This is a genomic window from Pseudoalteromonas sp. NZS100, from assembly GCF_015864815.1.
Classification (GTDB): domain Bacteria; phylum Pseudomonadota; class Gammaproteobacteria; order Enterobacterales; family Alteromonadaceae; genus Pseudoalteromonas; species Pseudoalteromonas distincta.
Map to the genome: position 1 here is coordinate 118,728 of NZ_JADYWM010000008.1, position 18,850 is coordinate 137,577.

General features: G+C 38.3%; 20 protein-coding genes. 10 read left to right on the forward strand and 10 right to left on the reverse strand.

The genetic code is table 11. From position 1 onward, the window contains the following. Positions 1-133: 133 nt before the first annotated feature. The 7 genes from I6E69_RS10555 to I6E69_RS10585 form a co-directional block, all read right to left on the reverse strand. Positions 134-1,123 (reverse strand): sensor domain-containing diguanylate cyclase, encoded by a 990-nt coding sequence (locus I6E69_RS10555; RefSeq protein ID WP_197121227.1) that lies wholly within the window; start codon positions 1,121-1,123, stop codon positions 134-136. A 220-nt stretch (positions 1,124-1,343) separates the two neighbouring features. Then, positions 1,344-1,610, reverse strand: coding sequence for a DP-EP family protein (locus I6E69_RS10560; protein WP_231619762.1), 267 nt, complete (start codon positions 1,608-1,610; stop codon positions 1,344-1,346). 132 nt (positions 1,611-1,742) lie between these two features. Continuing rightward, complete coding sequence (locus I6E69_RS10565; RefSeq protein WP_197121245.1) at positions 1,743-4,997, reverse strand: winged helix-turn-helix domain-containing protein; 3,255 nt, start codon at positions 4,995-4,997, stop codon at positions 1,743-1,745. A gap of 172 nt (positions 4,998-5,169) precedes the next feature. After that, positions 5,170-6,006 (reverse strand): mechanosensitive ion channel family protein, encoded by an 837-nt coding sequence (locus I6E69_RS10570; protein ID WP_002958733.1) that lies wholly within the window; start codon positions 6,004-6,006, stop codon positions 5,170-5,172. 38 nt (positions 6,007-6,044) lie between these two features. Beyond that, positions 6,045-6,788 (reverse strand): LrgB family protein, encoded by a 744-nt coding sequence (locus I6E69_RS10575; RefSeq protein WP_169059746.1) that lies wholly within the window; start codon positions 6,786-6,788, stop codon positions 6,045-6,047. Continuing rightward, complete coding sequence (locus I6E69_RS10580) at positions 6,781-7,134, reverse strand: CidA/LrgA family protein (RefSeq protein WP_002958731.1); 354 nt, start codon at positions 7,132-7,134, stop codon at positions 6,781-6,783. The genes I6E69_RS10575 and I6E69_RS10580 overlap by 8 nt, the downstream gene beginning before the upstream one ends. A gap of 71 nt (positions 7,135-7,205) precedes the next feature. Further along, positions 7,206-7,997 (reverse strand): crotonase/enoyl-CoA hydratase family protein, encoded by a 792-nt coding sequence (locus I6E69_RS10585; RefSeq protein WP_149602242.1) that lies wholly within the window; start codon positions 7,995-7,997, stop codon positions 7,206-7,208. Positions 7,998-8,364: 367 nt separating this feature from the next. Here I6E69_RS10585 and I6E69_RS10590 point away from each other — a divergent pair, with 367 nt between their 5' ends. Genes I6E69_RS10590 through I6E69_RS10600 form a run of 3 tightly spaced genes read left to right on the forward strand, consistent with a single transcriptional unit; the run spans position 8,365 to position 10,048 of the window. Then, entirely contained in the window at positions 8,365-8,685 is a 321-nt protein-coding gene (locus tag I6E69_RS10590; RefSeq protein WP_002958729.1) for an HI1450 family dsDNA-mimic protein, read from the forward strand. 42 nt (positions 8,686-8,727) lie between these two features. Continuing rightward, the gene (locus I6E69_RS10595) at positions 8,728-9,540 is read left to right on the forward strand and encodes a DUF481 domain-containing protein (RefSeq protein ID WP_024597159.1); all 813 of its coding nucleotides are present in this window, start codon (positions 8,728-8,730) and stop codon (positions 9,538-9,540) included. A 25-nt stretch (positions 9,541-9,565) separates the two neighbouring features. Then, positions 9,566-10,048, forward strand: a complete 483-nt coding sequence (locus tag I6E69_RS10600) for a hypothetical protein (RefSeq protein WP_182672531.1) — start codon at positions 9,566-9,568, stop codon at positions 10,046-10,048. A gap of 42 nt (positions 10,049-10,090) precedes the next feature. Here I6E69_RS10600 and I6E69_RS10605 read toward each other — a convergent pair whose 3' ends face one another. Further along, the gene (locus tag I6E69_RS10605; protein ID WP_002958726.1) at positions 10,091-10,576 is read right to left on the reverse strand and encodes a peptidylprolyl isomerase; all 486 of its coding nucleotides are present in this window, start codon (positions 10,574-10,576) and stop codon (positions 10,091-10,093) included. Between the two features lie 12 nt (positions 10,577-10,588). Then, a complete protein-coding gene (locus I6E69_RS10610) occupies positions 10,589-11,500 on the reverse strand; it encodes a folate-binding protein YgfZ (RefSeq protein ID WP_197121228.1) in 912 nt (303 codons plus the stop codon). 164 nt (positions 11,501-11,664) lie between these two features. On the opposite strand from I6E69_RS10610, the gene I6E69_RS10615 reads away from it, so the two are divergent. Both I6E69_RS10615 and I6E69_RS20675 read left to right on the forward strand, forming a co-directional pair. Then, a complete protein-coding gene (locus I6E69_RS10615) occupies positions 11,665-11,916 on the forward strand; it encodes a succinate dehydrogenase assembly factor 2 (protein ID WP_002958724.1) in 252 nt (83 codons plus the stop codon). A 55-nt stretch (positions 11,917-11,971) separates the two neighbouring features. Continuing rightward, on the forward strand, positions 11,972-12,328 hold the full coding sequence (locus I6E69_RS20675; protein WP_039484806.1) for a hypothetical protein: 357 nt from the start codon (positions 11,972-11,974) through the stop codon (positions 12,326-12,328). On the opposite strand, the gene nadB is transcribed toward I6E69_RS20675, so the two are convergent. Next, entirely contained in the window at positions 12,303-13,913 is a 1,611-nt protein-coding gene (gene nadB / locus I6E69_RS10620; RefSeq protein ID WP_154903488.1) for an L-aspartate oxidase, read from the reverse strand. The genes I6E69_RS20675 and nadB overlap by 26 nt on opposite strands. A 245-nt stretch (positions 13,914-14,158) precedes the next feature. On the opposite strand from nadB, the gene rpoE reads away from it, so the two are divergent. The 5 genes from rpoE to lepA all read left to right on the forward strand — a co-directional run bounded on the left by rpoE (position 14,159) and on the right by lepA (position 18,847). Continuing rightward, positions 14,159-14,740, forward strand: a complete 582-nt coding sequence (gene rpoE / locus I6E69_RS10625; protein ID WP_002958721.1) for an RNA polymerase sigma factor RpoE — start codon at positions 14,159-14,161, stop codon at positions 14,738-14,740. 1 nt (position 14,741) lies between these two features. Further along, entirely contained in the window at positions 14,742-15,359 is a 618-nt protein-coding gene (locus I6E69_RS10630; RefSeq protein ID WP_039484802.1) for a sigma-E factor negative regulatory protein, read from the forward strand. 4 nt (positions 15,360-15,363) lie between these two features. Next, positions 15,364-16,314 (forward strand): MucB/RseB C-terminal domain-containing protein, encoded by a 951-nt coding sequence (locus tag I6E69_RS10635; protein ID WP_002958719.1) that lies wholly within the window; start codon positions 15,364-15,366, stop codon positions 16,312-16,314. Positions 16,315-16,334: 20 nt separating this feature from the next. Then, complete coding sequence (locus I6E69_RS10640) at positions 16,335-16,784, forward strand: SoxR reducing system RseC family protein (protein ID WP_002958718.1); 450 nt, start codon at positions 16,335-16,337, stop codon at positions 16,782-16,784. A 275-nt stretch (positions 16,785-17,059) separates the two neighbouring features. Then, the gene (gene lepA / locus I6E69_RS10645; RefSeq protein WP_002958717.1) at positions 17,060-18,847 is read left to right on the forward strand and encodes a translation elongation factor 4; all 1,788 of its coding nucleotides are present in this window, start codon (positions 17,060-17,062) and stop codon (positions 18,845-18,847) included. Positions 18,848-18,850: the final 3 nt, after the last annotated feature.

Sequence of the window (18,850 nt, forward strand, 5' to 3'; positions counted from 1 at the left end):
ACCATTAGAAAAATGGGTAACTGTCAGATCAAGTCTGAGCTAGTACAATTTAAGCTTTTCTCAAGTAATAAAAAAACCGCAATTGCGGTTTTTTTATTTTAGTAGATAAATGCTATACCAAATAGTTAGTACATCACTTTATACATAATTTATTACGACCTTCCGACTTCGCTCTGTATAAGGCAGTATCCGCCGCGCATATTAATGCCTCAGATGTTCTGTATTGATTATTGTATTCACATGCTAAACCCTGACTTACACTTATTTTTACATTCGCTGGTAAACCGAGATCTCTAAAATTAATGTTGAGTATTTTTTCTTGAATACGCTTAGCAATCATTTGTGCATTTGAAATGTGCGAACGAGGCAGCACAACAGCAAACTCCTCACCACCATAGCGTGCTACTAAACTGTCTTTAGATGGTAAGCACTCTTCAATTGTACGAGCGACTTTTTGAAGGCACTTATCACCTTTTACATGGCCAAAGTTATCGTTAAATAATTTGAAGTAATCAATATCAATAAGTATAAAACTAAGAGGCTGCTTGTTAACTATGCACTCTTGCCAATTTTTAATGATGGTTTTTTCTAAAGTACAACGATTAGCAATACCAGTGAGGTGATCAAGTTTGGCTACGTTTTCCAGTACTTTATACTTTTTAACGTGCTTTGAAATATCATGCATTATACAAATAAAAAGTGGGGTACTTGCGACTACCGATTCGGGTAAACACGATACAGATAATTCTACGTCCAAAAAGTTACCATTTGCTTTAATTATTTTTACTTCTTTAGGGCCATGATTAAGCGGTGTTTGATAATTTTTTTTCCAGCTTTCAAACATGTAGTTGTAGTCTTCACGGTATTGTTCATGTAAAAAATACTGCCATTTTTTACCAATTACTTCTTCAAGCTGCATATTAAAAATTTTTGCTGCAACAGGATTTACCGACTCAAAAATCCCTTCAGCATTTACAATAAAAATAGCATCGGCCATCACATTAGTAACATTAATAATCGCGCTTATTTTTTCATTGTTAACGGTATTAGAAATGCTGCTCATTAATGCAGATACAGCGTTGTCGGTGTTATTTACTTTGCTATTTTCATTATTGTTAGACATGGTGTTGCTCATTTTTATTGTTAATGAAACTTTATGTCTAGTAGTTTATTTAATTTTTGGGTTTGAAACCTTTCGGTAACCTTCTGTTTTAAGTTTATGATTTTATTTGTTTTTATTGAAGTGTGTCAGTGCTTACCTAAAAGGTAGTTAGTTTATAAATAAATTGCACAGGGGCAAATTATACTTGTGCAATTTAAAATCAATAACTAGGTGTTATAAATTAATTTTCGTCTTTATTTATAATCTGAGGGTCGGCGCTTTTATAGGCTTTGCCATTACACTCAACATTAAATATTAAACACGCTGTACCTGAGTTTTCAGCGGTGTCTGTGATGGTGATTGCTTGGCGGTTATCGCTTAGCTTATGGCTGAAATCTTGAGCACAAGTACCTACTTTGTCAGTGATTGTGGCTCCTGTGAAAAAAAAGCCTTGTTGAACTGTTGATGAATCTAGGGTGTACGTACTGGCAGTTTCGGTTCTTACCATACCACCACCAGTAACGTCTTCGCCATTTTTTTGTAGCTAAAAACAGCCTCTTTGTTATCGTTAAGTTCAATATGTACTTGAAAGTCGACTTTTTCTAAAGTAATTGTCATATTATTTCCTTTGTATATAGGGTTAAAGTTGAAAGTTTGTTATACCAAATTTTACTAGGCTTGCTTTTATTTCTGGTATTTCGTTTGCTCGATTTAAGCAGGTGTACGCCTGTACAAGCGGGTAGGTTATTTTAATGCTTTGATTTATTGTTGCTGTTTTAGCAATGGCTTGAAGCGCATTTAAGCACAATTGCTCTCGCTGTTCACTCGTTGCAGCTAATTTAGCTTTGAGTAGGTATATATTTGTGAAGGCTACGTTATCTCCAATTTTAATTTGTTTAGCGGTGTGCTTCTTATAGTCTTCGTCACTCTCAAGGCTAGTTAATAATTCTTGTGCTTTAGTCAATGAGTTTCTTTCTATAAAATATTGAATAAGGATAATTTGTATATTGATAGTGATATTACTCTTGAAATCTTGGATACCCAGAAAGCTAATGATATTTTTTATTCTAGAATCAGTCCTTTTGTCATCAGACAACATTATCAACTGCGCTAATGAACGATAATACATATGTTGAAATTCATTATTTTTTGGATCTTGCTTTATAGCCTCATTTATAATTTCATTTGCAAAGCGAGCTTTTAGATAGGCGATCTTTTTATCAGTTAAATAGCTCAGTAAATAACTTTGTTGCATAAGTATATTTGCTGACATATAAAAAAGGCTTGCATCATCACGGTAGTGTGCAGTCATTTTGTTGACTACTTTAACTGCATTTTCCAGCATATCTACTGCTGTATTAAAGTTACCTAATCTCTCTTCTGTTTTTGCCAGCCAACTGATGGTATCAGCTTTATCGCGTAATAAGTTTTTATTATTGGGTTTAAGCTCAAGGGCTTTATTTTTAAGAGCAAGCGACTCTGTAAAGCGTTGTTTCGCGGCAGTGTAGTTAAATTGCTTTAAATATAAAGATCCCAGCGAATTATGCGAATACGATAGCTCCATAATCGAGTTAAAATCATTCGGTGCTAATGAATACATGATTTCGCTATAAGTATGATATTTTTTTAAGAGCGGTTCAGCAGCGGCGTAATTACTTTTATCATAATGGAGCTGGCCGAGCCAAAAGGCATTGGCACCTGCAAGCGTTAATAGTTCTAAATTGTTTGGCTGGATCTTTAAGAGTGCCTCAAGGCGGGTGCGGGCGTTTTCAAAGGCGGTAAAGGCTTCATCGGTTTTGCCGCGCGAATAAGCTACTTCACCCATTGCTTCGAGGGTTTGTGCGTACTGAAAACGGTTGTTAAATTGTGCTTTATTATCGCTAAAGTTAAAAAGTGAACTTGAATCGTCAGTTTGATCAGTAAAATACTCAAGTGCTTTATTACTAATACCATCAAGTAAGTCCATACGTTCAACGCTACGTAATTTATCGGCAAAGTCGCCGACCATAAACCCCAGTAAGCTTTCGGCCTCAAGCTGTTTTTTTTGCGCATGTTGTTGGGCTTTAAAACTAGTGAAGCTCATTAATAACGCGGTAAATGTAAGTAAGCACAATAAAGTAACGGTCACTCGTTTTGCTCTTATTTTTGTTTTTGTTTTTTTTACAGAGCTTTTGATAAGAGCATGCTCGTTATCATCTAATTTAAACAGTTTGTCGTTAAGTAATAGCTGCGCTTCTTGTAGCGGTTTACCTGGCGCTAGGAGGTAAGCACTACTTTTACCTTCATCTATCCAATTTTGTGCTTGATGTTGTAAACGACTTTTTATTGCTAAGGCATCTTTATGGTCATTAATCCATTGTTTTGCGCGCGGCCATTGACGCAATAATGCCTCGTGAGCAAGACTAAAACAGGCTTCTTGGTTTTGTAAATGCGATACAAATAAACGGCTATCGACCATGGCTTGCACAAGCTCTTTTTGACTTGTGTTGGTTAATGTTTGCCAGCGGGCAGCGCGGCTCGTAATGGTTTTACCATCTGGGTTTAAAGTGATCAGTTGTGATAATACGCTTTTTAGTTGCTGCTGTTGCTCATTACTAAGGTCAATAAATATATCTTCTGCTTTTTTGCCTATGGCGCCCTCAATACCCCCGAGTTTTGTGTAAACACTGTGCAGTAGCTCGTTATTATCACTGCGCTGTAAGTACAGCTCTTGCAATGTGTATTGCAGCATGGGCAATGCATCGGGGTTATTGGCTGTGTCGGCGCACAATATTTCATCCAGTGGTGTTTGGGTTTGTGGGTCATTGGAGAACGTTAAATTAGCGGTTAACGCTGGCAGGCGAATAATTTGTTGGAGTTCTTGGCGGTTTGGCGGTGTTAAATCGTAGTGCGCGCCATGAGCTTTGCCAGCCATTAAACTTGGTTGTTCAACCACTAAAGGGTAAAAGTCGTTACGACACGCACTAAATACAATCACAGCTTTAGAGATTGCTAAGCGTTCAATAACCGATAAAAAATGGCTGCGTGTTTCGCTACTAAATATAGGAGAAGAAAGCAGTACTTCTAAGCGGTCAATAAATAAAAATAACTGGGGTGTTTTAAGTTGTGTAGAGGCTTTACTAAGTGCAGCTTGTATGGCGTTAATTACGCCATCTATTGCCAATTCTAGTTGCTCTGCAAGTGTTTGCGCGCTTAATCCTTCAAACACAGGCTGGGCGTTTATATCCCAATCAAGTAATGCAGAAGCTAAGTCTAGAAAAAGTCTATTTTTATGCACATCTGCAAAGTCGATCTGGGTGTAGGAAATAACCCCGATGCCATTATAGCCTCGCTCATCTAGCAGTTTTGGTAAAATTCCAGCATTAACAAGCGAGGATTTACCTGTACCACTAGGGCCAAGTATTAAGCAAAAAGCACGACCGTAATTTACCTGGCTAGATATCCTTTCCAGCAGGGTAGCTATAGATTGGGTACGGCCAAAAAAAACGTGGGTATCATTTGGGTTATATGCACGCAGGCCTAAGAAAGGGGATCCTCCCTGCCATGTACTCTTAGTGCTTGGGATAGGATCTGCTAACGGAAAAGATAATTTTGCAATAATGCGGTAGCCACGTTTACGGATAGTTTCAATGTAATGTGGTTCATTGGCTTTATCACCGAGCGCTTTTCTTAGCTGAGTGATAGTTTTATGTAATGGATTATCGCCAATATCAGTATTTTTCCAGCATTTATTGAGCAATTCATCGCTGCTTACAATGTCGCCATTTTTTTGACACAAATGCAATAAAACTTCCATCGCTTTGGGCTCTAACTGTTTGGCTTTACCAGTGAGTTGAATTGAGTTAGTTGAAGGTGTTACTTGCCAATCGCCTAGGTAGAAGGGGTTGCGCATCATCATTACTCATTATTGTTTTTTTATTATTAAAATTAAGTGCGTATTGATATTTATTAACACTATTTATATGGCAAATAAATCTATAACACAACTATTTGAGTTTATTCTGAGCAGAGGGGGGGGGGTAGTAAAGGATGAGCTTGCAGATATGCAAGCTCAAAATAAAAATAAATTAGCTTTCTAGGTCGGCTTTGTTAATTGTAATGACGCGTTGAGGGAATGGAATTTCAATATCAGCGTTATTAATTGCTTTATAAACACCACCGTTAATAGCCAGTTTGGTTTCGATAATTTTAGTAGTAGGCACCCAATATCGGTAGCTTATTGTAACACCGCTATCGGCGAAGCGTTCAATACCCACTTGTGATAACGGATTTTGTGCGACTAATTCATGTGCTTTAAGTACGTCTTCAATGAGGCTAATCGCGTTATCAGAGCAAGCACTATAGGCTATGTCTATTTCACCTTTGACCAATGAGTAACTAAATGAGTTATGAAGTATTTCACCCACTATGTGCTTATTTGGAATAGTAATTTCTACTTTTTCTTCATTGATTAAAATAGTGTAGCCAAGCTCAATTGTTTTAACTTGGCCGCTTACATTTTTAACTTCAATAGTATCACCAACAACAAAAGGTCGAGTGGCTATAATGGCAAGGCCTGCACCATAATTAGAAAGCATTCCTTGCAGCGCTAAACCAGCACCTAAAGATGCAGCACCAATGGCTGCTACAAATGGCGTAACGCTGATACCTATTTTGCCAAGTGCAATAATTATAACCATTACAATGAGCAGTACTTTTACCACGCTACTGACAAAGTTTGTGAGCGTAATATCAACGTTATGGCGGGTCATTAACGCGGCTACAAATTTGGCAAGCTTTTGTGCTATCCACAAACCAATGAGGACGATAAAAATAGCGCCAACAATTTGCATACTGTAGGTAACCATATACTCAGTAAGCATGGTGTAATATTTTTCAAACTGTTCGATTTCAGAACTGATCATAAAGCGCTCTATGTTAGGGCTATGTTGTATTTTTCCAACTATAGCAAAATGTTGACTAAAAATGGATATAACAGCGGCACTATAATCGCTGTTAATAAAGCACTTAGTGCCATTGCAACTGATGAGTAAGCGCCTACTTTTGGATGCTCAGCAATAGCAGCAGCGGTCCCAATTGCATGGCAAGCTGTGCCCATGGCAACGCCTTGAGATTCGTGATTAAAAATATTAATGAGTTTAAAAAGCATAAAACCAAATAAAGCGCCTAGTAAACCAATAAAAATAACTAAAGCCGCAGCAAGTGAGCTAATCCCTCCTAACGAGTCGGTAACAATTAAAGATATTGGGGTCGTCACACTGAGTGCGGCAACAGATGCACTTAGCTGTGCAGGTGCGTTAAATAATATGCTTAGCAAAAATGCCACAACGGTTGCGTTAACAATGCCTAAGCTACATGTTGCGACTATGAGTAATAGATTTTTTCGTACGTGTGTAAACTGCTGATATAAAGGAAGCGCTAGAGCCACAATTGCGGGCTCTAATAACCAGCTTAGTAATTTGCTGTGCGTGGCAAATTGCGTATAAGGCAAATTTAGATTAACGAGTAGTAAAGCGATAATACTAATACTTAAAAATACGGGGTTGGTGAGCGATTTAAATACGCTGTTTTTTATACTTTGGTTTACGGCCCTTAGTGCTAAAAATAATACAATAATAAAAGGAATACTTAGCCACCATAAATTAGGCTGTAGCTCTGAAATAGCGGAAAAAGTAAAATTAGTCATTATTTTCTCTTCCCTTAAAGTACGCAATTACACTGCTAACAAGCAATAAGGTAGTTATAGGGACAAGCACCACAACTGATGCTAAAAATGCCCAGTGCGATTTTATAAGGCCGAGATGTTCAATAAATCCCACGCCAGCAGGAATGAAAAATATAGGCATAATATTTAAAATAGGGGAGGCGCATGGTTTTATATGTTGCTCTTTTACAATACCCGACAAGAGTAAAACTAATAAAATAACCATAGCGAGTAACGGTGCAGGAAAGCTTCCACCAATAAAGTGCATAATGAGTTTAGCGCAGGCTAAACATAGTAAAATAATAGCGCTACTGAGCAGATATTTCATCAAAGTGGCTCACAGAAAAGATAAGAGCTTAACTTTAACAAATCAAACTCTTTTATGCATTGTGCAATAGTCTACCAGTGCTTTGTATTTGCGTAGGTTATATCCGCTTTTCCTTTTGCTTTAGCAATTGCTTTTTTAGTGTTTGGGTTTAGCAATAAGCGAATTTGGCTAAAGGTTTCTTTAGCGAGTATTTTTCGTTGGTTTGGTTTATAGCTAAGTTGTGTAACACGTTTAATAGCAGCAAGCGTATCGGGTGAGCGCTCAAGTAATGTATTGAGCATGTTTTGCGTGGCTTGTTGAGTATCATCGGTAAGCTGAGTAACTAAACCTAGCTCATTTGCTTGTTGTGCTGTGATTAGGTTTGCGTGGCTTGCAAGCCAAAGGGCTTGGTCACGCTTAACTAAACCGCTCATCATTACATTTGCGCCCATATCGGGGCACAACCCCCAACGCGCTTCCATAATGGCAAGCTTGGCATCAATATGAACAATCCTGTAATCGGCACCTAGTGCTATTTGTAATCCTCCGCCTAAACAGTTGCCATCAATTTGTGCAATAACGGGCACACTCAGTGACTGCCAGCCTAATACTACTTTTTGCGCTAAATTTTGATTGCCAGGTAACCATTTAAGCAATAATTTTATAATATTCAATGGTGCCGCCATTACGGCTGATATATCAAGGCCTGCACAAAAATGCTCGCCATCGCCTTTTATTACTACAGCACGAATACTGCGATCTCTTTTTATGTTTTTAATGGCTTTGTTTAGCTCTACAAACATTTCAAAGCTTAATGCGTTTTGTTTTTTTGCTCTGCTAAGCGTGACGGTTGCAATGCCATTTTGTTTTTCTAGTTTTATCATTACACACTCCTCTGACCTGTTAGTTGAGCTTATGTTGTTATAAGAATTAAGTAAAGTGACGGTATTTTTTAAATAAATGGAATTTATTGCTAAAGCTGTAGTCTTAAAGGGTTAGATTTAGATGAGAAAAAGCTAAACAATTAGAACTTGAAATAATAAAATTTTTTACGTTGTTATTTTAAGCTTAAATTAAAAAAGTAATCTTGATATTCAATGGGTTAGTTAAATTATTATTTATTGTTTGAGTTGTATGCTGAATAAAGCATGACTCAGTTACAAAAAAGTCTGTGTTTTACGCTTTTTTTTATCAAAATGATGATGAGATTTGATAATATAGCGCAACTTAAAAGCTTAAGGTTAAGCACATATGTCGGGTCCACGTTTATATACGGTAGAAGAAGCTACTCACCAAGCTTATGATATTTTTTTAGAGCTAGCGCCAAATAACTTGAGTGATAAAGATGTTGAAGACTTTAATGAGTTTAGAGAAGACCTAGGCTTTATCGAAGAAGACGAGCCAGACGATCAGTGGCAAGATTTTGTTGCCCTTGAGATAGAGCCAGAGCACTTTATTCAGGTGCTAGTTGGTTTAGAATTTGAAAATGATGATGTTTTGTTTGCTAAAATTTTGATTAGTCGTGATAAAGATGCTCCGTTTTGTCATATTTTATGGAAAGAGAGTGAATAAGCAATACCGCTTATTTTTATAATTGTGTGCAGAGAGAGTGTTGTGCGTAAGTATTTATTTTTAATTTTTTTAATAATTAGCTGCCCAAGTTGGGCTGTTGATCCATTTGAAGATTTTCATGAATATGGCAAGCTCTCTGATGAAGAAATTCATGAGTTACACAAAGGTGATATGCTTTACGGTGATACTGAATTTGGTTTTATTCTAAGTAAAGGTAACACCAATTCGACCAGTTTTAAGCTCAAAGGTAATTTATACCAAGATTTTGAAAAGTGGCGTAACCAATTTAAAATAGACTCTCTTTATAAGCGTGATGAAAACGATGAAAGCGGTGGCACTGATGTTACTGCTAATCGTATTTTTGTATCAGCGCAAGGTAACTATAAAGTAGGTGTTAAAAACTCCTCATTTTTTATTTACGGTGATTACGAAGAAGATGAGTTTAGTGGACTTGATTTTAAAAGCACGGTGGCGACAGGCTATGGTGCGCGTGTATATCAAGGCTCTAAAAACAAAGTAGATATTGATATAGGACCTGGTTTATACCGTTCAGTCGCCGATGAAGATTCGGATGTGAGCGAAGATGAAATTGATAAAACCGGTTATTTAGTACGTGTTGCAATGCAGTGGGAACGTTTAGTCTCTAAGCGTACTCGTTTTAATCAAGATGTGAGTATAGAGCAGTCGCTTTCAGGTCTTAATTCTCGCTTAAAATCGGAAACCGCACTGATAAGCCAAGTGATTGGCGCGGTATCACTCAAATTTACCTACATGTATCGTTATAATTCAAAACCCGAAGATGATAAACTCAAGTTTGACTCAGAGCTGAGTGCTACATTGGTATACAGCTTTTAAGTATTTATTTAATTTAGAGAATATTATGTATCAGCATAAACAGTACGCGGTGTTTATCTTTTTTGTATTAGCGTGGATTGGCGGTTTTGTGGCGCTTGCGTGGAACTTGTTAGGCGCTGATGGACCTTTAATAATATTTACTGGGATTTTAGTGCTGGTGGGTTTTTTGTTCCATGGCCTAACAGTAAAAGTAGATGATAAAAATATTAGCTGGACGTTTGGTCCAGGCGTTGCTGGGCAAAGTATTGAGCTTAGCGAAGTAGTAGAAGCAAAAGCAGTTCAAAACTCTTACAGGCACGGTATTGGTATGCGAATTACTCATGATGGTTGGGTGTATACAGTATCTGGCTTTAGTGCAATACAGTTAACGCTCAAAGATGGCACCTTGTATAGAGTTGGTACAAACGATCAAAAAGGTTTACTAGCTGCTTTAAAAGAAAAAAACGTATCAATCGCGCTGCCTAGTAAGCCAAAAGCTGAAACGGTAAAGCGTAACAATATGATATAAAAAAAGCGCCTTAGGCGCTTTTTTTATCTGTTTAGCAGTGCATTAGTGGTCGTGGCCACACCCACCTTCGCCATGTACGTGGCCGTGAGTTAATTCATCTTCTGTAGCATCACGTACTTCTAGTATTTCTACATCAAAGTTAAGTGTTATACCTGCAAGTGGGTTATTACCATCTACAATCACTTCTTCATCTTGGATATCGATGATCATTACTGATTGGTCACCATCATCTGTTGATGCACGAAATTGCATGCCAACTTCAATTTCCATACCTTCAAACATTGATTTAGGTACTGCTTGCATTAGGTTTTCGTGGCGCTCGCCGTAACCTTCTTCAGGTTCAACCTTTACGCTAAGCGTGTCGCCTGGTTGCTTGCCCAGCAAAGCATTTTCTAGGCCTGAAATTAAATAGCCTGTGCCAATGATAAAGTGTAGTGGCTCACCACCGAACGAGTTATCAATGCTATTGCCATCATTATCCATTACTGAATAATGCATTTTTACCACTTTGTTTGCCGCAACGATCATAGTCATTCCTATTTATTCATCTTCAAGAGAGTAGGGTAGAGGCAGAATGCTTAGCTCCACCTGAGGTGTGTGTTTTGCACGAAGTACCTGAGTTACATCAGTATCGTTTGGCAACACAACGAGGCCTGTTAATTTATTTGTTTGCTCATCAAAACTTTGTGCAATAAGTTTACCTGCACGGCGCCAATTTTCGCCTAATTGGGTTTCTAAATCAGGCTCTGAAAGAATCCCTTCGCTTTGCCCTGAAACGATATACATTGCACGTTTATTTTTACCAAGGTACTTCATACGGGCTACTGTTTCTTGACCTGTATAACACCCTTTTTTGAAACTTATACCGCCAATAGCATGTAGGTTTGCCATTTGAGGAACGTACTCGCCAATTGCATCTGCACTTAGCTGAGGCTCACCGGCAAGCATCGCTGCTTGTTGCCAAGGGGCTTCGTTATCAAGTGTGGATACGTTATCAGGCATGCTAAATTGGTTATCAACCATTATTAAAACACGGTTATCAGCTAATTTTAGCGCTTTACCATTCGTAAAATCACACGCGCTTGCATCGCCTTCAAAGCTAATATCAAGTTGTGCCAGTACATCAGATAAATCATCACCAATTAAACCAATTAAACGCTTTGAGCATTCAGTAATATCAACTTTTGCAAATACAGCGTATTTTTTAAGTTCAGCTAATGATTTTTCAACTTCAGCTTGGCTACCCGCAAGGTAGTAACTATCTTGGTAAGAAAATAATTTAAATACACCCCAAAGTTTACCTTTGGCGCTGCAATGGCCAGCCCACAAATAATTACTGCTGGTTAATTTATTTAGATCTTGAGTGATTTGTCCGTGCAAATAAGATAATTTATCAGCACCGCAGAGGCTAATAAGTTGATGAGATAACGGACATGCATAAACGCTCGACATAAAAACCTTCTTTGCAATATAAATGAAGTGACATAATAACGCAGTTGTTACGTATGGTACAGACAAGCGCTTATTGGTGCGGGTTTATTATTTAATGAGAGATTAATAGCTGCTAAATAGGCTTGTGTTTGTTAAACTCGAGTCAATTAAGTATGAGGTTTAAAATGGTTGAAATTCATAGTAAAGCACGTATTCGTTGGGCTTGTCGTCGTGGCATGTTAGAGCTAGATGTTTTGTTTATGCCGTTTGTAGAAGAAGCATACGACTCTTTGAGCGCAGAGCAACAGGCTATCTTTCAGCGTTTGCTAACAGAAGAAGACCCTGACTTATTTGCATGGTTTATGGGTCATGAAGAATGTAAAGACGAGCAGTTAAACGGTATGGTTTCGCTGATCTTAGACCGAGTTCGTGTATAGGTTTACGGTTACAAATAATAAAGCTGACCACAAACCAATTGTGGTCTTTTTTTGTATGCTCAGTTTTATATTATGTTTATTTTTAGATTCACTATTAGCTATGCTTTTTTGTTTAATACTAAATGCACTAGCTGGCTTGATAATGTGGCGCAAAGTATTAGCAATTCACCCACATGAGGGCATTATAATATTAGAACCAAAGTTATTTAGATTTGAGGGCGAGAGCTTAAAAATTCAGGGTGAAATAAGTAACAAAAGCCGATTTTATGGTAATAATATATGGCTTCATATTAAAGGTTTTAGTAACAACCATTGGCTTATAATTTCAGCCAATGGCGTTAATGAGCAAAGTTATGCGCGTCTAAAACGTGCCACTGTCGGCGCAATTAATTGCGTTTTGGAGTCAAAATAGTCGGCGTTGGGTTTTCACTTTGTTCAGGGTAATCAATAGTGTAATGCAAGCCTCTGCTTTCTTTTCGCTCCATAGCACTTCTAATAATTAGCTCTGATACTTGCACTAAATTACGAAGCTCAAGTAAGTTGTTACTTACTCTAAAGTTTGCATAGTAATCGTGTATTTCTTGCTGTAGCAACTCAACTCTATGCAGTGCTCGTTCTAAGCGTTTAGTAGAGCGTACAATACCTACATAATCCCACATAAATAAACGTAGTTCATGCCAGTTATGGGTAATAACAATTTCTTCATCTGAGTTACTAACACGGCTCTCATCCCAATGAGGAAGCGCTATCGGCTCTGGTGCATGTTCAATTTTACTTAAAATATCTTTAGCTGCAGCGTGGGCAAATACAATGCACTCTAATAGTGAATTACTTGCCATACGGTTTGCACCATGTAAGCCTGTGTAAGCAACTTCACCTACAGCATATAAGTTATCGAGATCTGTTTTGCCGTTAAAGTCAGTCATTACACCACCACAGGTGTAATGCGCAGCAGGCACAACTGGGATTGCTTCTTTCGTTATATCGAGGCCTACACTTAGGCATTTTGCGTAAATAGTAGGAAAGTGCTCAATAATAAAGTCTTTATCTTTGTGGCTAATATCTAAATAAACACAATTAGCGCCTAAGCGCTTCATTTCAAAATCGATTGCGCGTGCCACTATATCGCGTGGAGCGAGTTCTTCACGGCTGTCAAAGTCTTTCATAAAACGAGTGCCATCAGGTCGTTTTAAATAAGCCCCTTCACCGCGCATAGCTTCTGTAATTAAAAAGTTTTGTAGCTCTGGATGATAAAGGCTTGTTGGATGAAATTGATTAAATTCCATATTGGCAACTTTACAGCCTGCGCGCCATGCCATTGCAATACCATCACCACTTGATACGTCTGGATTAGAAGTATACAAATACACTTTGCTTGCGCCACCAGTGGCAAGAGCAACAAATTTAGCTGAAATGGTTTCTACCTTTTTAGCTTTTTTGTTCCACACATACATACCTTCAATGTGTGAGCCTGTTTTTCCGGCGCTTTTATCTGTGATTAAATCAATGGCGTTGTATTGCTCTAAAAGCGTTATATTTTTATGAATTTTAACTTGGCTGATAAGTGTTGTTTGCACCGCTTTGCCTGTTGCATCGGCTGCATGCAATATACGACGATGGCTGTGACCACCTTCACGTGTTAAGTGAAAACGCTCTTTTCCTTTGCTATCAAACTCCATATCAAAGGGTACGCCTTGGTCGATTAACCACTGTAGGCAATCGTGAGCATTGCTGGCGGTATAATGAACAGCGTCTCTATCGCATAAACCGCCGCCTGCATCGAGAGTATCTTCAACATGAGATTCTATGCTGTCGTTTTGTTTATCAAATACAGCAGCTATACCGCCTTGGGCATACAAAGTAGAACCTTCGGTAAGCGCTCCTTTACTGATCACGGTAACGTTACAATAATTAGCTAGAGATAATGCAAGTGATAAGCCTGCTGCGCCGCTACCTATAATAGCGACATCTGCAATGTGATGTTTATTTTGGTTCATGTCAGAGGTACTTTGCGGTTACAATGCTCATATAGAGCAATATTTGTTTTTAATATCTGTAGTTGTATCATATTTGTCATACTACTACGTAGTGATTTTAAAGGCTTAGCGCCGTTATTATCATCTATTTTATAAAAAAATAATATTAAGCAGAACTTTTTATTCATAAAGAGGTCAGAGTATTTGTGAACAATGACGACAATATGAATAACAAGCAAAAATCAGACATAGGAGTACCGGCTCGAATGAGCGAGCAGGAATTAGATTTAGTGCTAGTAAAAAGGGTCCAGCAAGGAGATAAAAACGCCTTCAACCTATTAGTAAAGAAGTATCAAAATAAAATTGCAGGTTTGATCTCACGTTATGTATCTAACCAAGGCGATATTGCTGATGTAGCACAAGAAGCTTTTATTAAAGCTTACCGTGCACTTCCTAACTTTAGAGGTGACAGCGCCTTTTACACGTGGTTATACCGTATTGCCGTTAATTGTGCTAAAAATTACTTAGTAGCTCAGGGGCGTAAGCCGCCAGCAAATGATATAGACGCTGAAGATGCCGAGTTTTATGATTGTGCAGATTCAATGCGATCGAATGCATCTCCTGAAAACCTACTTTTAAGCGAAGAAGTACGCGCTGTTATTTTTAATACGATTGATAGTTTGCCTGAAGATCTTAAAACCGCAATCACCCTTAGAGAAATAGAAGGGATGAGCTATGAAGAAATAGCAGTGGTAATGGATTGCCCAGTCGGGACTGTGCGTTCGCGTATATTTCGTGCCCGTGAAGCAATAGATAACAAATTAAACCCATTAATAGGCGAGTCTTAGTATGACAAAAGCACACCTTAACAAGTTAGATAACGAAGCGTTATCGGCATTACTTGATGGCGAGCAACATCTAAATGATGCAAAAATTGCAGAGCAAGATGTAACTACGTTTGGCCGTTATGCGTTAATTGGTGATGCGATGCGTGCTCAAAAAAATAATAACGACATACATATTGATATTAGCGATCGCGTTGCATTAGCACTAGAAAGCGAGCCTGTTTATGCTGACTTTAGTCAGTCAAAAACACAGCCTCAAGCAATCACTGAAACAGTACAAGATAATAAAGTAGTCGCTTTTAATTGGCGCAAACCAGTTGCTCAATTAGCTATTGCTGCAAGTGTAGCGATGTTTGCTATTGTGGGCGTTAATACGCTTCCTCAAAGTAACAATGAGCAGCAAAGTGAAATTCCATTACTGCAAACCACACCGCTAGCAGGTATGGCCTCGCCAGTAAGTTATTCGTCTGAGCCTGCGCTTGAAAATGCTGAGCAAGGTTTACGTGAACTACAGCAACAGCGTATTGGTGCGTTAGTTCTTGAGCATCAACGCCAAGCACGAGTTGCGAATTCTTTAGAAACAGCGCAAACTAATACCAAAGCGTCTGAGGAAAAAAACTAATTAAATGAAAGTAATCACTTTTGTTCTGTCGTTGGTAGTAAGCTTTAATGCATTTGCCAACGACACAAATCCTGCCAAAGATTTATTACTCAAAATGGCTAATGCCGTTCACACCCGTAATTTTGACGCCTCGTTTGTGGTTGTCAAAGGTAAAACAATGGAACCCTACCGATGGGTGCATGCTTTACAAGGTGACACCGAGCTTGAGCATTTAAGTTTACTTAACGGTGCTGGGCTTGAAATGGTCCGTATCGATAATCAAGTTACTTATTTTGAACCTCAGTCTGAACCATATTCTCTAAAAACAGATTCAATAGCAGGTCCAATCCCTGAAGTACTTTTTAAAGATATAGATCGCTTAAGTGCGCACTATGATTTTGTACTAGGCGGTAAAGGGCGTATTGCAGGGCGCGCAGCGCAACTTGTTCGCATTGAATCTAAAGACGAGTATAAATATAATTATTGGATTTGGCTGGATATGGAATCGTCGTTGTTGCTAAAAGCCGCGTACGTTAACCATGAAGGTGAAGCCTTAGAGCAGTTACAGCTTACACATATTAGTGTGACAGAGCAGCCAGCCGGTATGCTAGTTGAAGTGCTTAATCGAAACTTTCCAACGCCTTTGCCAAACGATGCACTTATAAATGAAGATAGTACTGCCACTAATTGGAAAATTAGCTGGTTACCAGATGGCTTTGAGTTGCTAAAATCAGACAGACATAAGCTCGATTTAAATAACGAGTTAACTGATTATTACTTGTTCTCTGATGGTTTTGTTGAGGTTTCTGTATTTATTCAGCGCCCATTACCAGGTAAGCGTTTAAGTGGAGCACTCACTTCTGGTGCAACGACAGTATATGTGCATAATGGCGGTAATTTTGATGTTTCGGTTGTTGGTAATGTACCGAGTATGACCGCAAAAGCGATTGCAGAGTCAGTTACCCGCGCACTATAGACGATTCCGTAAGGATTGTTATGATTGAACAAACCCTCACTGTTGTGGCCCTCGATGGCCACATTGCTCATTTAGAAGCACAGCAAAAACAAGCTTGTGAAGGCTGCAATGGCCGTTGCGGCTCACAAGTGTTTAGTAAATTATTTGGCACTGCAAAAAAAACCTTTCCTTATAAATTTGAATCCTCTGTAGAAATAGGGCAAAAGGTCACTTTGTCACTAGATGATAGTCATGTTGTTAAGCATGCTTTTGCGGTTTACATGCTACCGCTCCTTTTGAGTCTTGTTTTTGCATTTGTTGCGGCGCAATTGTTTATGACTTCCGAAGGCTGGCAGATTTTAGCTGCTGCTATAGGTGGTGTTACTGGCTTTTTTATAGCTAAAACTCGCGTGAAATCTCTAAAGCACGATATAAAAGTTATAAAAATTCACCCAATTAGTATCCCTTTAACTCAAATAGATGGTGATTGACGCCAATTAAATGTAAAATTGCCGTTTTATACCAAAGTAACTTGGAAATACAGGGAATCGTGGTTTTTTAAATTATTTTATCTGGCTGAATTATTTAAGTTAAGTAAATATAACTTATTGTTATTCAATACATAAAATGGTTGTAACCCATCTTAAAAAGCGTAAGTACAGTTTGTTATATACAAATTTAGCTTATGGCATCCTAAAGCAAGTATTTTCAAGTCACTTAGGTATTCATATTTAGTCCATTAAAATAGAAGTATAGAATCCAGTTTATGAAGCATATCCGTAATTTTTCGATCATCGCCCATATTGACCATGGTAAATCGACCCTTTCAGATCGTTTGATCCAAGTTTGTGGCGGTTTAACCGACCGTGAAATGCAAAAACAAGTTTTGGATTCAATGGATATTGAGCGCGAACGTGGTATTACCATTAAAGCGCAAAGTGTAACGTTGAATTACAAAGCGAACGACGGCGAAACCTACCAACTTAATTTCATTGATACTCCAGGACACGTTGATTTTACGTATGAAGTTTCACGATCTTTAGCTGCTTGTGAAGGCGCGTTGCTTGTTGTTGATGCAGGCCAAGGCGTTGAAGCACAAACACTAGCTAACTGTTACACCGCTATTGAAATGGAATTAGAAGTAATTCCAGTACTTAATAAAATCGATTTACCGCAAGCGGATCCTTTACGTGTTGCAGAAGAAATTGAAGAGATTATTGGTATTGATGCCCTTGATGCAGTGCAATGTAGCGCTAAAACAGGTGTAGGTATTGCCGAAGTTCTTGAAATGATTGTTAAAGATGTACCGCCGCCAGTAGGCGACAAAGATGCACCTTTACAAGCACTTATTATCGATTCTTGGTTTGACCCATACCAAGGCGTTGTATCACTAGTGCGTATTAAGCACGGTGAATTACGCACTGGCGACAAAATAAAAATAATGTCGAACGAGCATATACATACTGCCGACCAAGTAGGTGTGTTTACACCTAAGCAAACCAACACCGGTATTTTAAGAACAGGTGAAGTAGGGTTTGTTATTGCTGGTATTAAAGAGATACATGGTGCGCCAGTAGGTGACACTATTACTCATCAAAAAAATGCAGCTCCACTTCGCTTACCTGGCTTTCAAAAAATTAAGCCTCAGGTTTATGCGGGTATGTTCCCAATTGCATCAGATGAGTATGAATCGTTCCGTGATGCACTTAATAAATTAAGCTTAAACGATGCGTCGTTATTCTTTGAACCAGAGAATTCAACTGCACTAGGCTTTGGTTTCCGCTGTGGCTTCTTAGGTATGCTACACATGGAAATCATTCAAGAGCGTTTAGAGCGTGAATACGATATTGATTTAATTACAACAGCACCTACGGTAATCTATGAGATAGTTACTAAAGAAGGTACATTTCAGATTGATAATCCATCTGATTTGCCTGCAGTAAACGATATTGTAGAGATTCGTGAGCCGATTGTTGAAGCTAATATTTTGGTACCACAAGAATACCTAGGTAACGTTATTACTTTGTGTATTGAAAAACGTGGTAGCCAAACAAAAATGACTTATCACGGAAAGCAAGTAGCTGTAACTTACGAGCTACCTATGGCTGAAGTGGTGATGGACTTCTTTGATAAATTAAAATCAACTAGCCGTGGTTTTGCGTCGCTTGATTATAACTTTAAACACTTTCAAACATCAGATATGGTGCGTGTTGATATTTTAATCAATGGTGAGCGCGTTGACGCACTTGCGATAATTGTTCACAGAGATGGTGCACAGTCTCGTGGTCGCCAGTTAGCTGATGCGTTAAAAGAGCTTATCCCACGTCAAATGTTTGATATAGCGATTCAAGCTGCTATCGGACAACATGTTATTGCCCGTACCACGGTAAAACAATTACGTAAAAACGTAATTGCTAAGTGTTACGGCGGTGATGTGAGTCGTAAGAAAAAGCTACTTAAAAAGCAAAAAGATGGTAAAAAACGTATGAAGCAAGTAGGTAATGTTGAAGTGCCTCAAGAAGCGTTTTTAGCTATTTTAAAAGTTGGCAAATAAAAA

Coding starts and splice junctions, on each gene's coding strand:
- I6E69_RS10555 (WP_197121227.1), bottom strand. CDS start 1,123: ATGTCTAACAATAATGAAAATAGCAAAGTAAATAACACCGACAACGCT.
- I6E69_RS10560 (WP_231619762.1), bottom strand. CDS start 1,610: ATGGTAAGAACCGAAACTGCCAGTACGTACACCCTAGATTCATCAACA.
- I6E69_RS10565 (WP_197121245.1), bottom strand. CDS start 4,997: ATGATGCGCAACCCCTTCTACCTAGGCGATTGGCAAGTAACACCTTCA.
- I6E69_RS10570 (WP_002958733.1), bottom strand. CDS start 6,006: ATGATCAGTTCTGAAATCGAACAGTTTGAAAAATATTACACCATGCTT.
- I6E69_RS10575 (WP_169059746.1), bottom strand. CDS start 6,788: ATGACTAATTTTACTTTTTCCGCTATTTCAGAGCTACAGCCTAATTTA.
- I6E69_RS10580 (WP_002958731.1), bottom strand. CDS start 7,134: ATGAAATATCTGCTCAGTAGCGCTATTATTTTACTATGTTTAGCCTGC.
- I6E69_RS10585 (WP_149602242.1), bottom strand. CDS start 7,997: ATGATAAAACTAGAAAAACAAAATGGCATTGCAACCGTCACGCTTAGC.
- I6E69_RS10590 (WP_002958729.1), top strand. CDS start 8,365: ATGTCGGGTCCACGTTTATATACGGTAGAAGAAGCTACTCACCAAGCT.
- I6E69_RS10600 (WP_182672531.1), top strand. CDS start 9,566: ATGTATCAGCATAAACAGTACGCGGTGTTTATCTTTTTTGTATTAGCG.
- I6E69_RS10605 (WP_002958726.1), bottom strand. CDS start 10,576: ATGATCGTTGCGGCAAACAAAGTGGTAAAAATGCATTATTCAGTAATG.
- I6E69_RS10610 (WP_197121228.1), bottom strand. CDS start 11,500: ATGTCGAGCGTTTATGCATGTCCGTTATCTCATCAACTTATTAGCCTC.
- I6E69_RS10615 (WP_002958724.1), top strand. CDS start 11,665: ATGGTTGAAATTCATAGTAAAGCACGTATTCGTTGGGCTTGTCGTCGT.
- I6E69_RS20675 (WP_039484806.1), top strand. CDS start 11,972: ATGCTCAGTTTTATATTATGTTTATTTTTAGATTCACTATTAGCTATG.
- nadB (WP_154903488.1), bottom strand. CDS start 13,913: ATGAACCAAAATAAACATCACATTGCAGATGTCGCTATTATAGGTAGC.
- rpoE (WP_002958721.1), top strand. CDS start 14,159: ATGAGCGAGCAGGAATTAGATTTAGTGCTAGTAAAAAGGGTCCAGCAA.
- I6E69_RS10630 (WP_039484802.1), top strand. CDS start 14,742: ATGACAAAAGCACACCTTAACAAGTTAGATAACGAAGCGTTATCGGCA.
- I6E69_RS10635 (WP_002958719.1), top strand. CDS start 15,364: ATGAAAGTAATCACTTTTGTTCTGTCGTTGGTAGTAAGCTTTAATGCA.
- I6E69_RS10640 (WP_002958718.1), top strand. CDS start 16,335: ATGATTGAACAAACCCTCACTGTTGTGGCCCTCGATGGCCACATTGCT.
- lepA (WP_002958717.1), top strand. CDS start 17,060: ATGAAGCATATCCGTAATTTTTCGATCATCGCCCATATTGACCATGGT.